The sequence below is a fragment of the Methanothermobacter crinale genome (assembly GCF_055397825.1).
On sequence record NZ_AP042450.1, the window covers coordinates 1,337,613 to 1,352,680 of the forward strand.

Sequence of the window (15,068 nt, forward strand, 5' to 3'; positions counted from 1 at the left end):
GCACCTATTATAAGTCTTCAAGGGATAAAAGTGGGGGTTTCTCCCTTTTATTTATTTTGTCTTTGACATGTTCATCAAAGAGCGGTATCTTAATGGGTACTGCGAATTTCGTGAAAACACTCGTCACTATAGCCTCGCCCCTGTCAAGGCTTGCTATTGTCCGATTATCATCCGAAAGATCCTGTGAAGCGCTTGCTATAATCTCGGCCCGCTCTTGTGACATTTCATTCCCGAGGATTATCTTCGTGTTCATATTCGCCAGTATAGTCCTTGGAATTAAACTTACAAGTTGTGTTATAGCAACGAGACCGATATTGAATTTCCGACCCTCCCTTGCAATAATACTATAAATATTGTGGCCCTGTCTTTCTATGACTTCCTTGCCAAGGACCCTCGGGGCCTCCTCAATCACTATACCGATTATGGGCTTCTCTTCTAGGATGCCTTCTGCCTTATACTTTTGATATTTGTTGAATATGGCCCCGACGATTATGCTACCTACCAGTAGTTCAGCTTCACCCGTAAGCTTTGAAGTGTCTATTATAACGATCTCACCATCTTCTAGGGATTTTATAATACTTTTGATGGTTGATTCACCAGCATCTGTTTTGAATACGCTTCCACGGGACTTTATCTGACCATTTTCTGCGTAGATTCCTAGGATGTTGTCAAATTTCCTTTTTATAACGCTAAGTGTCCGAGGATTCACCCCATCAATTTCTTCTTCTCTGATTATGGCTGATATCCACTCTTTCCTGTGTGTATTATGGTAGCGTTTTAAGGCGTCCCTCTGGGCATCTGTAAATTCAACTATACCATCGAAATGTTCTGGTTTTATAGATTTAAGGTTTATCCTGAGGGACTCTACCCCATGAATGTTAGATGTGTCCGGAGAATAGTATCTAAGTTTTTCCTGGTTGGGATGATCTTTTAACCCTAGTTCGTTCCTGCCATAATATTCGTCATGGGGGTCGAGAACTAGCATGCCTATATTTTCTATGCCCATAAGTTCCCAGAGCATCACCTTTACTAGATTACTCTTACCCCGACCTGTTGTTGCAGGTATGAGGATATGGTGTGGTATTGCTTCTCTAGCATCAACATGTATACTTGTTTTAAGTTCCTTGGAGCCACTTCTCACATTACCTAAATAGAGCGGATTTTTTATCTTCTCCTCCATTAAAAATTTGAGATCATCATCTTCTATGCGTCTTACCTGACTGAAGAAATTAGGGAGTGTCTTGGGTAACTGTGGTTCACTATCCCGTATTTGGAGTATGGTCTTAGCCTCTGCGATTATATAATTCCTAAGCTCCTCATCTAGGAACTCCATGTGAGAGCCGTGGCCTTCAAGTTGGAGCCCCGAGGCGAGTTCTCTCATGATCTGAGGAATCTGCGAATGATAAACCAAATCCTTTACTTGTAATATGCTATAGTTGCCACCATCTTCTTCCGCAACTAATAAGTCTCCAAGTTCTATCCTTGAACCGCTCTTTTCCCTTATAAAAATCTTGGAGGTCTCCCCTCCTATGATCTGTCCTATGACATCGATTTTTTGAACCCCCCACGCAGCACTCTTAATCTTTGATCATGTTCGCTATCATGTTTAATCTTTCATGGGCATCGAGCGCCCTTATATGAGATTTCAACTTTTCTAGGACATCCTCTGATAATGCTGAAAGTATCCTTGTCCTATATAATTTCACTTCATCCATTCTCACCCTTGCGTTAAGATCAGCATCTATAAGACCATATGGGTAGCCTGGGAATGTAGGATCAACTGTGTTCTCGCCAATAGCAGATACCACTTCAACTTCGTCATGGTCTGTTTTAAGGAAGTCCATACGAAAAATATACTCTGTAAGCTTGTGTAACTTAGCAGCCATTATCATGGAACCTGGACGTTCCCCGTTCACTATCTCCTTCGCTATTGGATAATAGCACCATCTATCATATTTTTTATGCTCAGCAAATTTTTTAATGGATGCTATCAAAGAATTCCCTGTATCCGTTGATAATGTTGAAGTTTTTGAAAGGCCGACGAGGTTAACCCCCATTTTATGGGCGGTTTTCATTACCCTGTCTAAGTATTCGTTTTCGCCTTCAAATGATGCTTGCAGCGAACCATCCCTCACGAGTATGTCACCATCATCAAGTTCCTCTTCTATTATATGCGTGCTGAAGCTCCACTCAGCGAATCTTCGGGCTACCGAAAACATTCTACTCCGCTGGTAAAAATCTGGAGGTCCTGGAAGAGTAACCCTTAAATCTTTTTCCCTTGGCAGATACCTCGAATGTTCTTCTGAAAGCGGGAATATCCTCACCTTACCCACTTGCCCATCCTTGGACACATTAAGATATGATAAGAACTCTATCTTCTCAGGCATCCCAGATGATGGCCTTTGACGCTCCTTGCCCCAGAAAAGATTGAAGTATACTCTGTTTATTTGGAGGGAAAATGTTGGAGCATTTAAAACAGTATTGTTCCCCCCGTCGACGAACGCCATTAAACGGGGTTCAACATCCTTGAGAGGTTTAAAATTCTCCTCGTTAAAATCATAAATCTTATAATTCCCCGATTGTAGATATGGCCTACCCAATCCCCTGTTAACATCCTCCTCAAGGGCTTTAATTATCTTTTCAACAACCCCCAACATTATAACCTCCCTTCAAATTTAGGGGTTGTCTATTCCTTTTCTATTATAACAGCCGTGCCATAAGCTAGAATTTCTTGCATGACATTAGAGATAGAATCAGAGTCAAAACGTGCGCTTATAATAGCATTAGCTCCAAGCTCCCTCGCATGTTCTATCATACGATCAATAGCCTCTTGACGTGCATGTTCCATCATGGTAACATACTCTTTAATCTCCCCCCCTACTATAGACCTTAAACCTGCCCCTACTTGGCCTCCAAGTCCTCTGCTCCTAACTGTAAGCCCATAAACAAAACCTATGGTTTCAACGGCACGATACCCTGGGACATGATTTGAACTTACAACAATAACATCCTCATACTCAGTTGGTGCTACTGGCTTCTCCTCTTCCAAGCTTTTTTCTTCAAGTTTAGTGCCGCATTCTTCACAGAAATTAGCATCAGGCCCATATTCCCTATTACAATTTGGACAATATTTGACTGGCGCTTCTCTTAGAGGGGTTGAGGGTTCAACCACCTCCTTTTTCCTTTTTTCTTCTAATCTTCTTTTCATCTCCTCAGTGGATACCATAATATTCACCCTAACTTATTCTTCTAATTTTTCAAGTATATATGGGTTAACTTCCCCCCAATTTTTCACTCTAGTAATGGTACTCCAGTGGGAGGTATTTCTTAAATATTAGCTTATAGAAATGTTATTTTATGAGGCTTCGGAGGGCCCTTACATTATTCGATGTTGTGAACCTTGTAATTGGTACTATTGTCGGCGCTGATATTTATATAGTGGCTGCTGTTGGCGCGGGGGCCCTTGGACCCGCATCTATACTATCCTGGTTTATAGCTGGGGTTATGGCGATTATAATAGCACTTGTATTCGCCGAGTCTTCATCAATATTACCCATGGTCGGGGGACCCTATGCATATGCTCGGCATGTTTTCGGGGACTTTATAGGTTTTCTTGTGGGCTGGTCCCTTTGGGTGTCATCATGGGTGGCTATAGCGGTTTTCCCTGTTGCATTCGTCTCATATTTGCTCCATTTCATAATGTTGGATCCCATTCTCCAAGCCCTTGTTAAAGTTGCTTTCATAGTCTCTTTAACCCTGGTAAATTATATGGGTGTGAAAATGGCTGGTAAGGTTAATGATGCTTTAACTGTTTTGAAGCTGGCTCCACTTTTTATTTTTGCTATTGCTGGTCTGGTTTATTTTCTAATGAAACCTGATGTTCTCATAGCCAATTATACGCCCTTCACACCCCAGGGGTTAGGGGGATTGGGTGGTGTTGTTGTATTAGTTTTCTGGGCGTATGTGGGCTTTGAACTTGTAACAGTACCATCTGATGAGGTTGTGAATCCTGAAAAGACAATACCAAAGGCTATAGTCCTTGGGATGATATTTATAATGTTCTTTTATCTTGTAACGAATTTTGTCATATTAGGTGTTGTCCCGTGGAATCTGCTTGCGGATAGCCGGGCACCCTTGGCACTTGCAGGTTACATGCTACTAGGATCCTCAGGGGCTCTGCTCATGACAATTGGCGCCCTATTCTCAATATCTGGTTCGGAAGAGGCTGGTATACTCTCAACTGCGAGGATATTATATGCCATGGCCTCTGATGGTCTTCTCCCAAGGGCCTTTGCTAAAGTACATCAAAAGTATAGGACACCCCATGTAAGTTTGGTTTTCCAGAACCTAACAGCCCTTGTGGCGGCGCTTTTAGGAACCGCCACACAACTTATCAGCATCTCTGTCTTCACCCTACTCTTCTGTTACATTCTAACCTGCATCTCATTACCTTTACTTAAAAAAGAAAGAATACCTATTAAGGCCATACTAGGATTTCTTGTATGTGTTTATCTGATGATTAACTGTCCACTCGACTCCATCCTCTGGGGCTTGCTTTTAACCTTTATCGGAGTTCCATTATATCTGAATTATGCAACCCATCAACCAGACGTTTATGTGAAAAGAATAGCAAGACAATTACAAGAGAGTATACTGGCAAGGAGAGAGAAAAGATTCCTTGCAAGATTCCTAAGATCAATATTCAACTTTATAAAAAGACTAAAATAGGAAGATTTATATACTCTTACTTTATTATGGGGGATGATGGAGGTGGCTAATCTATGAATAAACTATATGCATTGGTATTAGCGGCGCTTGTAGTGTTCATTGGAATGGGTGCTGGATCAGCGGCTTCAATGTTCTATACCAATAATTCAATACCCGCAGAAAACAGCACCCCATATACTGCGCCAATAGCCCTAAATAAAACAATGCAAATAAAGTATATGATAAAAGACAATACAACAACAAAGTATGGTATAATTAAACACGAAATAACGAGGAAGAACAAAAACCAGACAATATGTCCAATGATATCATTTAATGGGACTGCTCTCTCCCTGGTTTTCCCTGAAAACCTGACAGTATACTATACAGTAAATGGTAGGGAGCCGACGAACAAAAGCACACTCTACACTTCCCCAATAATCTTAAACAAGAATATGATAATAAAGTACTTGATAGTGGTCAATGGCACAAAATATACAGGGATAGTCAAGCACACGCCATGTAAGCTTGTCAAGAAGATTCAAACCAGGAAGATAAAGAACAAGCGAATAAGACAGGTAATACAAGAACTTGTACCAGCCTAGAATATTCTTTTTATTTTTTCTATTTTTAGAGTATTTATTATATCATGGGGTGTTGCCCATCCTCTTCTGGCTGTTTTAACACCCCATTTCATGTTGTGGAGGTCTGGAAGCCGGTGAGCATCAGTATTTATCGCAAGTTTGCAACCATATTCTATGGCCTTTTTAATGTAAATATCTCGGAGGTCTAATCTGATGGGGTTGGCGTTTATCTCCAGTATTGTACCTGTCTTCGCCGCCTCCTCGAATATCCTATCAAGGTTCAAAGGATATTCTTCTCTTCTGAATAATTTTCTCCCGGTGGGGTGTCCTATCATATGAACGTGCTTGTCTTCTATTGCTGATAATATACGCTCTGTCATATCCTCTCTTCCTGGTGAGTGTATGCTCGCTATTACAATATCTAACTTGGATAGTATGTCATCTGGGATGTCTAGTTGACCATCTAATCTTATGTTAACCTCTATACCCTTGAAAATGTGCACTTTAAAGTCTAGGTTGTCTATTTCCTCTATTTGCCTTTGGAGTTTTTCCTCGTCTAAACCTCCGGCGATTTTAAGTGAGCCGCTATGATCCGTAACAGCTATATACTCATATCCTAAACTTTCAGCTGCCCTAGCCATGGTCTCTATGGTTTCTGTGCCGTCACTCCATATGGTGTGAATATGGAGGTCCCCCAAGATTTGATCTTCTCTTATCAGGCTTGGGAGGTTTCCCCGGGCCGCGGCTTCTATCTCTCCATTGTTTTCCCGGAGCTCTGGTTGGATGTACTCTAATCCAAGGGCTTTAAAGATCTCCTTTTCCGTCTTTGAGGCTATCCTCTTGCCGTTCTTGTATAATCCGTACTCGTTTAATTTCATCGACTTTGAGCGTGCCAGCCTTCTCAGCTCAACATTGAACTCCATCGACCCTGTGAAATATAATAAGGCCGCCCCAAACTCCTCCTCCTTGAAAATGCGCAATTCACATTCTAGCCCGTCCTCTAGGCGTATGATAGCCTTCTTAGAACCCTTTGCTATTATCTCATCAGCCACTTCCAAGGATGTGAAATAGTCTATGATCTCCTTTGGTTTTTTGGTTGTTGTGAGGATGTCGATGTCCCCTATTGTCTCTACACCCCTTCTTATGGACCCGGCTATTTCCACTCTCTCAGCTCCTGGATGGTCTTCAATGAGGGATTTTATATATTCTGCTATGGGCCCCGCATAGGCTAGGAGTCTTCTCCCCAAGGTTGAACGGACGAATTCGATGCTCTGGAGTATTCTCTCTTCCTTTTTTTCCCCGATTCCTTTTATTTTTCGGAGGTCACCCCTCCTGGCATGGTATTCCAAGTCTTGGAGGTTTTTGATTTTGAATTTTTCATAGAGTATCTTTATCGTCTTAGGGCCTATCCCTTCTATTGCGAGTAGACTATCCATGTCTATGGGGTATTCCTTTTCCAGTTTTTCTAGGTAGGATAGTCGGCCTGTTTCTAGTATTTCCTCCACTTTCTCGGCTATGTTACGGCCTATCCCTGGCAATTCTGTCAGTTTTCTTTTTTTGGCATATTCTTCTATGTCTGTCGGCAGTAGTTGGATGGTGTGGGCTGCTCTCCTGTAGGCTCTGACCCTGAATGTTTCCTCTTTCAACTCGAGAAAATCCGCCACCCTATTCAAGATCTTGGCAACTAGCGCATTTTTCATCTATACACCAAAATATGATATTCTTAGGGTTTTCTTATGGCCTTTGTTATCTCTGATATTTTTTCCTCGATGTCTACAGCATCCTCTACTATTGTACCCGTTACTATTATGTCTGCTCCGGCTTTTGCCGCTCTTTCAGCGTCCTCTCCAGTTCTTATACCCCCACCTACTACGAGTGTTAGGTTTGTGGATTCTTTCACCTTTTTTATCATCTCTGCCGGCACTGGTCTGTCCGCTCCAGACCCTGCTTCTAGGTAGAATAGTCGCATTCCTAGTAGTTCTGCGGCCATTGCATAGGCTGCTGCTATGTCTGGTTTGTCCCTTGGGATCAGTTTAGCATCCCCAACCCATCCTACAGTACCACCTGGTTCTACTACTAGATATCCCATGGGTAGTGGTTCTATTTTCATCTTTTTTATGGTGGGAGCTGATAGTGCCTGGGCCCCTATTATCCAATAAGGGTTTGTGGAATTCAAAAGAGTCATGAAGAATATGGCATCAGCATACTTCGTAACCCCTGAAATATTACCTGGGAACAATATTATGGGAACATCCAAGTTCTCCTTGAGGGTTTTTGCCGTTGCTTCTAATTCTATGCCATTGGTTGTTGACCCGCCGAGCATTATCCCATCAGATCCCCCATCGATTGCCATAGTTGCCATTTTAAGGGCTTCCTGTGATGTTTGCTCCTCAGGGTCTATGAGGGTGAGGTGCATTTTCCTCTCCCTAAGAATGTTATTGAAATAATCTTCAACCTTCATATCAGACACAAAAAATGTGTGGGGGGATTTTAGCCTCTAGGGTCTTTTGCCTTAAATCTTAAACCTTTATAACCACATTTCCTGCATCTTGTAGCGTTTGGCGGGTTTCTTGCATTACATTTAAAGCATATTTTAACGTTGAATATTCTCTCCTCTGCCACTTCGAATTTTGCCATGAATATCATCTCCTCATGAATTCTTCCTGGATTTTAACAACTTCTCGGCTGTTTTTAGCCTTTGAATACGCCTCCAATAATTCCCTGTTGAGGTCTAGGAAGTGCAGACCCCATTTAAACGAAGACATTATATTGACTGCTATATCTTTTAATCCGATTATATAAAAAGTTGCTGCTAGGGCTTCTGCAGTTGATAATATAAATGGTTTGCCATAGTTTGTTGGATTGGCAGCTACAAGGTATGGTAGCGCCCTATGATATCTCTTAACTGCGAAGATTGGCGAAGATTTCTTAACCTCCTTCCATGAACAGTCCAAGGCCGCAACACCCCTTTTGAGGATCCTCTCCTTGTCCGCTGGGGATAATGCCTTTTCAGCGAATGGGTTGAGCACTATGCTACCCCATGGTATGCGCTTGGGGCTTGACACTATCCTAACTTTTCCCATCCTAGCCAGTTTTAAACTTGTACACTTTTTTCTGTCACATTCCTCTGCATGATATACAATGATCCTCATATTCCTAGAATTGGCCCCTTTCGTAATCCATTATCCTTGGTATTGCAAGTGATGGGTCTTCTAACTGATCCAGGTCATAGTATCTTCCACCTGATAGCATTGCAAGTTCCATGTTTATGTTACGGCCTTGTTGAAATTTTCTCTCAAAGTTTATCACTACTGTGTGTATCTCGTTCTTGTTCAACTCTCTTCCGAGCTCCATGACGTCCTGGATTGGCCTGCCCTCTATGCCGACATTGGGCATCCCATCACTTAATATTAGCATCACAGGCACGTATTCTTCCCTTTTCTTCTCTTCTTTAAGTATTTCGAGTCCCTTTTTTATGCCATGGGCCATCGGTGTCGTGCCACCTACTCTAATATTGTCCACTTTTTGTTGGAATGATTGAGCCCTCTTGGTCGCGGGTATTATTATCTCTGCTTTCCTTCCTTTGAATCCTATGACACTTAATTTGTCCTTGTGACGTTGAGCATCCTGTATTATCTTGTTTAATATGTTTTTTATCTTGGCTGCTTTCTGGTCTGTGAACATGGACCCGCTTATATCCACTACAAGTGCTATGCTAGCCCTTGCACCATGTTTTCTGATCTTCTCGCGGAGATCCTCTGGTTCCACCATTATACGACCCTTTGATTTGAGGGCCGCTGCTCTCAATGTTGCATCTATGGCTATGTCCTTCGATTTCCCCTTTAACATTTTGCTCTTTACATATTTCCCCTTCTCTGTTTTTGATTCTACTCTGCTACCATAGAGTCTCCTGTTCTTCTTACCCTTAAATTTCAAGATCTTTTTAAGGTCTATGTCAACCTCCTCTTCTTTTATTGTCCTTTCACCGGGATTCGGCGCCATCTTCAAATCCGCAGAACCTAAACTGGGTTGTCTGCTCTCACCACCGTATCCCTTCTCATCCGGCGGGGGGTTCTCACCCCCCATGGCCTCGTCCTCAAACTCTCCAAATTCTTCCTGTCCCATTTCACCCTTTGCCCTTTGTATTTGCCTTTTCACATCCTGACGGGCATATGATCTTTCAGGTATTCTCTCCCCTAGGACCAGTTCAACAGCCTCTTCAAGATCCTCAGGCAAGACCCTTGTCCTACCATTGTATGCCGCTATAGCCTTTGACGCTTTAAGGATGGCTATGTCAGCCCTGTGACCATCCACGCCCACGTTAACGCATATTCTCGCGATAAGTTCCAATAGCTTCTCATCTATCTTAACATGGGATAATAGTTTCCTTGCGTTGAGTACCCTCTCCAGTAATTTTTCCTGCTCTTTTTGGAATTCTCTCCTGAAGGCTTCAGGGTCTTCCTCAAACCTTTCTCTGCGGGCCATGATCTTCACTCTTTCTTTAACATCCTGAATAGTCTCCACATTAATATGTAAACCTATACGGTCTGCTAGTTGCGGTCTTAACTCCCCCTCAGCCGGATTCATTGTACCCACTAATATAAACCTGGATGGATGAGATATCGAAATACCCTCTCTTTCAACATAGTTAACGCCATAGGCCGCCGCGTCTAACAAAACATCCACGAGATGGTCGTCTAGAAGGTTTATCTCATCAACATAGAGTATGTTCCTGTTCGCCTCTGCGAGTATCCCAGGCTCCAAGGCTTTTATACCCTCCTTGAGCGCCTTTTTTATATCTAATGACCCGACAACCCTGTCCTCCGTCGAACCTAATGGCAATTCAACGACTCTCATCTTCTTCTCTTCAACCTCTATGCTATCCCTTGACTTACAAAGTTGGCAGAGCGAATCCTCATCTTCAGGATCGCAGTTGAATGGACACCCCTTAACAGTTTTAATTGATGGTAGCAAGTCTGCCAGCGCCCTGACTGCCGTTGTCTTACCAGTACCTTTATCACCCCTTATCAAAACCCCACCTATAGATGGGTTTATCGCATTTAAGATCAGGGCTTTTTTAACTTTTTCTTGTCCTACTATTGCCGTGAATGGGAAAATCAAATTCTTCACTATACTCACCACAAGGAAAAACCTAAACTATACTATTATTATCCCTTTTATAAAATAAGTTATTTCCCCCCAATCATACTCCAAGCCCATTTTTTAAGAATAAACTACCACACCCCTAATAAGATAAAAGGTGCTCCATGACAACAAAATAAAAACAAACCCCCCCAATAAAAAAACAATAACGGTGGATGACCCAAAACTTGCAAAATTTCAAAGCAAAAAAAATTCAAACTAGAGCATCAAAGAAACCTCAGTGTCGACACGCGCTGATGGAGGCCATTGAGTAGACTCCTGAAAGCTAAGCCTAACAACATGCCTCACATTCTATTATATCGTATAAATCTACCTTTCATTTTTAGAAAATTGAGGGTAGCAATGAATGTCATTTTTTTGGATGTTCAGAATAACAGATTTTATGAAATCTTTGAGTCTTTTTTCTTCATTTTCGCTTTCACCAGGATTTAATGGGAATGCACCGACAGATGGCACATCATAAGATGGACACTCTGGAAATATGATCTCTCTGTCCCCAGGGTAGAGGATGTAGGCACCAACACTGTGAAGTATTGCATCCTTGTAGCCGTGCATCTTGTACACATCACCATTCTTGAAGTTCCTCTCAAGTTCCTCTTCCGAATCCCTCAAATCAATATTCTCATAGAAGTCATCCAAATTTACAGTGGAACGGTACTTTGCATCTAAGTGTATGAAGTAAGTGCACTCACCCACATCAACAAGGATGGAGTAGTCTGGCTTGAATGGGAGTGAATAGGACCGGCAGCGGGTGTCCCCTGTGAATTTTCCATTGTAAGAAAGGGCGATTTCAACATCACCCCATTTGAATTTGAGTATTGAGTTTCCGGTTTTTAGCCGGAGCTTCCAGTCATCCTTGATGAATATGTCCCTGGGGTCAACTTTCTGTCCTGTTATATCCTCGAGAATCCTGAGGATCTTGAAATAACACCAGTACTCATAGAGTTCGCTGAGCTTTTTCTCAAAGCCCATGATATTATCCTGTAGTTCATCCCAGGTGAACCTGAGCGCAAGGTCAAGTATGAAAAAGTATCTGAGCACGTCCCTGTAGCCTTCCCTCTTCTGGAGGACTTGTGAGTTCAGTGGAAGGACCCGGATGTCACCAACATCTCTCAGCCACCCTGCAGAGAAGAGAACATTCACCTCGTCAAGGAATCCCATCAAAGAATCCTTGATATAACCTTCAGGAGCGTATTCAAGGAGCGAAAGTATCTTATCCTCCACCAATTCCAGAAAGTACTTGTAGAAGCGGTTCTCTGGCGTGTCAGGCGTCTCCCTCAGCTTCAGTTGTGGAAGGTTCCTGAGGGTTCCATCCACATCAACATTGACCGGTTCTGACACTACTCTCGCCATCTCATCAGGATCTATCACTGAGGCCAAAGACGCGGGTATCACCTTGACTTCCCGTTTAAGACCAGAATAGAAACTATGATTTATATGTTCAGCAGCGGCTGGAAGGTTTTCTGGTCTGAAAAGATATTCCAGTAACAGGAAATCCTCATATAGTATCTTATCATCTTCAACTGATGGGATGAATGTCTGGAATGTGGATGAGTCCGAATCGAGGATAATGGATGATATCTCATCTGATAGATCTGCAAGCATGGCAGGGTACTGCTCATGATAGTTTATTTTCTTCGATCTCACCTCAACAGGGATGGATTCACGGCCATGGCATGCTTCTATATCAAGGAATGATTTACCAGCATAGCTTCTGAAGTTCAATATCCCTGTCACCTTGTCTTTGAATTCGAAACGGATCCTCCTGAACATACTTTTTGCATGAGGAAGTACCGCCACGTCATTCATGGATTCCCGCCCTTCAAAGAGGACCTGATACTCTGTTTCCTCGAGGAGCATGATTTCGTTGAGGTTGTCATAGTACGGGCAATGTTCAATAGGGTTCAAACCAGGTTTCTCAACTATGGGAACATTTATAAGTCTCACAGGGTAACCGCTAATCTCCACAGTCCTCGGAGGCACCTTCCTGGAGGCTGGACCCCCATTTATCTTAAGGGTTCCCCCCTGGAATTCTATGATTATCTCCTGGTCCATGGACGACCACTACCTGATGAATGACACATAACGCTGGGTTTTCAGGGTATTTTGCATTTCTTTAAGCTTCCTTTCTGATTCAGGAAACCTCCCCATACAATGGTTCCGAAGATCCTCTAGTGTATCCCTGAGAAGTCTTTCAGGGCCATGGATCTTTGGAAGGATCTTCTGTTTGATCTGGGCGTCCATATAACGTTCCCAGTTATCCCATTTTCGGGGCCGGCCATCATAAACCCAAGCCGCATGCATGAATCTGAGGATTTCCATTGTTACCCTGAATCCGAAATCAAATCCAGGGCCTTTGAGGGTTTTATGGAAGAAGTCAAGTTCAGCCACTAATTCATCCCATATCATCCCAAGATCATCCCTCAAATTCTCAAGGTCATATTTCATGACGTCTTCAAGGAATTTAAGGTCTCCTAATGGGCTCTGATCATCTTGATGACCATTAAGGTATTCTCCGGGCCTCATGGTATCAAATTCTATGGTGTTTGCACGGTCAAGAACCTTAGGCGAGAACATATAGGTTGTCTCATCAACATTAACTGTACCTACAACAATAAGATTTTCTGGTATTTCTATTTCCTGTGGGAAGTCACATTCTGGATCGTCATGTAGTGGTATTGGTTCGCCACTCTCAATAGCTGATAAAAAATCAGAGAAGTAACGTTCAACATGTGAAAGGTTCATTTCATCAAGTATGAGAATGTAGGGGTTTTCAGGATCCTTAGAAGCTTTCATGATGAAGTCAAGGGCTGGGGTGCTCTGATATTTTCCTGTCATGATGTTTAGGTAGCCGAAGATGTGCCTCTTCTCGGTCCAATTGGCACCCACAGGAACAACAAGGTACCTTTTTCTATCTGTTGTGGAAATGTACTCGCCGTAGAGCTGGGCCAGCTTTGTCTTACCCGTACCAGAATTACCTGTCAGTATTACAAAGGGTTTGACCTTAAGTGAAAGTAGGAAGTTTTCAATGAGCTCCGGTCTGAAATGATAGCCCTTAAGTTGTAAATAGTGGTAAAAGTCTTTTTTTCCAATAAGTTCCTCATAGAGGGGTTTAAGTTTCCTGTAAATACTCAGAAATTCTTCAAGGTCAGATTGTAGTTCCCCGTTTTCTGGCAGTTCACTGGAGGGATAATATTTTGCTATGATATTTCCTGCTTCACAAAGAACCCCGTATCCTTCTTCGCTGAGTGATATTTCAGTTAGGTAATTAAAACTGTCCAGGTGAGATCTCAATTCTGATGCACGATCCTTTAAGATTTCAATGAATTCAGCTTTTTTATCTGGTGTTCCCTGATTCAACGATAAATATAAGCCGCGCATATCCTCTCTGAATAGATAAGTAATATATAAACCATTCTTTTTTGTTTCAGAGTCCTTTATGGCAATCCATGGTATATGTGTCCAGTTTCCCTGCCCAAATGATCCTTTTATCTGATAATCTGATTCGGGAACTATCTTTTTAAGTTCATCTGGTAGTTCCTTGCATATTAATTCTGCAAGTGGGTGCCCTTCGAATTCTTCTCTTCTCGCGTTTGCGTATTCGAAGACCTTATGAAGTTTTTCTTTCAGGTTAAAACCATTCTTAGTAGTTTTTATCCTCTGAACTTCATATACGAAATCTCTTATCTTCTCAGGGATGGTTTCATCGATTTTTCCTATGACCACAACTTTTTCTTCCCGATCACCATCAATGACTGTTGTCCATTCACCGTGATATCTGTCTTCAAAAAAACTCTTACTGTAGTTTCCACCAAGTTTACCCCTGTGCACCACATAGTAGTTGCCTAGAGGGTCACGTGCTATAGCGGCTCCGACCCTGCGATTTATACTCTCTGGGGGGAAGTTTATCTCACAGATGATCGTTCTGTTTCTACCCTCCTCTGGCTCTTCTGTCCCAAAACCGTTCCAGTACCTGCTCCCCTCTATAAAGCGGGTCATGTACCATACACCAAGATCAGACATCCAGTAAACCTTTCCCCTCTCTTCGCCTCCCTGAAAACCTGCCCCGCCATCAACAACTTTATCTGCTCTTTTTTTTAAAATGGTTTCCAATTTTTTCTGAACCTTTTTTATCTCATTTTTGTCTTTTATTATCTCTAAATATCCCCCAGTTACTTTCCCAGGCGGTTCCATGGGTTTAACCCCAAAGTAAATTTATTTAACTAATAAATAGTTAACTTCTTGTCAATTAAATAATGTATGCCTCTTCCTAATATATGCTTTTAATTAAAAGGAAAAGAACAAAAGCAAATAATCCATTCAACGTTTAAAGTTTGCTAAATGATATGTTTATATTGGATATGTAAAACTTTTGATTAACTGGGAACAATCTTTGATGTTAATCCTACAACCCAGTGCTCTCCAGAGGAACCCCTTGTTAGGTTTAAACATTGAAAAACCCGAAGAACTACTTCTTAAAAATGGCAATTAAACATAATCTATAATTGGGGAAGATCATCAAAGCCAAATAGACTTTTTTTCTCTGTTTGGAAAATGGGTGATGAATTTTATTCAAGGCCACCCACCATAAATTATCCTATTTTTCCAGTTTTA

General features: G+C 42.0%; 12 protein-coding genes and 1 pseudogene. 2 read left to right on the top strand and 11 right to left on the bottom strand.

Annotated elements, in window-relative coordinates; all coding sequences use genetic code 11:
• Positions 1-7: 7 nt before the first annotated feature.
• From ACZ5XX_RS07675 to ACZ5XX_RS07690, 4 genes and pseudogenes are all read right to left on the bottom strand, one after another.
• Positions 8-1,381 carry an ATP-binding protein gene (locus tag ACZ5XX_RS07675; RefSeq protein ID WP_464584101.1) on the bottom strand — a complete coding sequence of 458 codons (1,374 nt, stop codon included), beginning with the start codon at positions 1,379-1,381 and terminating at the stop codon, positions 8-10.
• 196 nt (positions 1,382-1,577) lie between these two features.
• Positions 1,578-2,654 carry a DNA double-strand break repair nuclease NurA gene (locus tag ACZ5XX_RS07680; protein WP_464584103.1) on the bottom strand — a complete coding sequence of 359 codons (1,077 nt, stop codon included), beginning with the start codon at positions 2,652-2,654 and terminating at the stop codon, positions 1,578-1,580.
• 32 nt (positions 2,655-2,686) lie between these two features.
• Positions 2,687-3,004: a heavy metal-binding domain-containing protein gene (locus tag ACZ5XX_RS07685; protein ID WP_464586321.1), complete on the bottom strand. Its 318-nt coding sequence runs from the start codon at positions 3,002-3,004 to the stop codon at positions 2,687-2,689.
• An 87-nt stretch (positions 3,005-3,091) separates the two neighbouring features.
• A pseudogene (locus ACZ5XX_RS07690) lies at positions 3,092-3,226 on the bottom strand (hypothetical protein); the annotation flags it as partial.
• Positions 3,227-3,357: 131 nt separating this feature from the next.
• Here ACZ5XX_RS07690 and ACZ5XX_RS07695 point away from each other — a divergent pair.
• Together ACZ5XX_RS07695 and ACZ5XX_RS07700 are read left to right on the top strand one after the other, a co-directional pair.
• Complete coding sequence (locus ACZ5XX_RS07695; protein WP_464584105.1) at positions 3,358-4,728, top strand: APC family permease; 1,371 nt, start codon at positions 3,358-3,360, stop codon at positions 4,726-4,728.
• Positions 4,729-4,781: 53 nt separating this feature from the next.
• Entirely contained in the window at positions 4,782-5,312 is a 531-nt protein-coding gene (locus ACZ5XX_RS07700) for a chitobiase/beta-hexosaminidase C-terminal domain-containing protein (protein ID WP_464584107.1), read from the top strand.
• Here ACZ5XX_RS07700 and polX read toward each other — a convergent pair.
• The 7 genes from polX to ACZ5XX_RS07735 form a co-directional block, all read right to left on the bottom strand.
• Positions 5,309-6,991, bottom strand: coding sequence for a DNA polymerase/3'-5' exonuclease PolX (polX, locus tag ACZ5XX_RS07705; protein WP_464584109.1), 1,683 nt, complete (start codon positions 6,989-6,991; stop codon positions 5,309-5,311). The two genes, ACZ5XX_RS07700 and polX, sit on opposite strands and share 4 nt — an antisense overlap.
• A 23-nt stretch (positions 6,992-7,014) precedes the next feature.
• Positions 7,015-7,752 carry a phosphoglycerol geranylgeranyltransferase gene (locus ACZ5XX_RS07710; RefSeq protein WP_464584111.1) on the bottom strand — a complete coding sequence of 246 codons (738 nt, stop codon included), beginning with the start codon at positions 7,750-7,752 and terminating at the stop codon, positions 7,015-7,017.
• Positions 7,753-7,781: 29 nt separating this feature from the next.
• Complete coding sequence (locus ACZ5XX_RS07715; RefSeq protein WP_464584113.1) at positions 7,782-7,937, bottom strand: 50S ribosomal protein L40e; 156 nt, start codon at positions 7,935-7,937, stop codon at positions 7,782-7,784.
• Positions 7,934-8,443, bottom strand: coding sequence for a DUF367 family protein (locus ACZ5XX_RS07720; protein ID WP_464584115.1), 510 nt, complete (start codon positions 8,441-8,443; stop codon positions 7,934-7,936). Before ACZ5XX_RS07720 ends, ACZ5XX_RS07715 begins: the two co-directional genes overlap by 4 nt.
• A 4-nt stretch (positions 8,444-8,447) precedes the next feature.
• Positions 8,448-10,421: a VWA domain-containing protein gene (locus tag ACZ5XX_RS07725; RefSeq protein ID WP_464584117.1), complete on the bottom strand. Its 1,974-nt coding sequence runs from the start codon at positions 10,419-10,421 to the stop codon at positions 8,448-8,450.
• Between the two features lie 342 nt (positions 10,422-10,763).
• Positions 10,764-12,509, bottom strand: coding sequence for a DUF2357 domain-containing protein (locus ACZ5XX_RS07730; RefSeq protein WP_464584119.1), 1,746 nt, complete (start codon positions 12,507-12,509; stop codon positions 10,764-10,766).
• A 9-nt stretch (positions 12,510-12,518) separates the two neighbouring features.
• Positions 12,519-14,648 (bottom strand): McrB family protein, encoded by a 2,130-nt coding sequence (locus ACZ5XX_RS07735; RefSeq protein ID WP_464584121.1) that lies wholly within the window; start codon positions 14,646-14,648, stop codon positions 12,519-12,521.
• Positions 14,649-15,068: the final 420 nt, after the last annotated feature.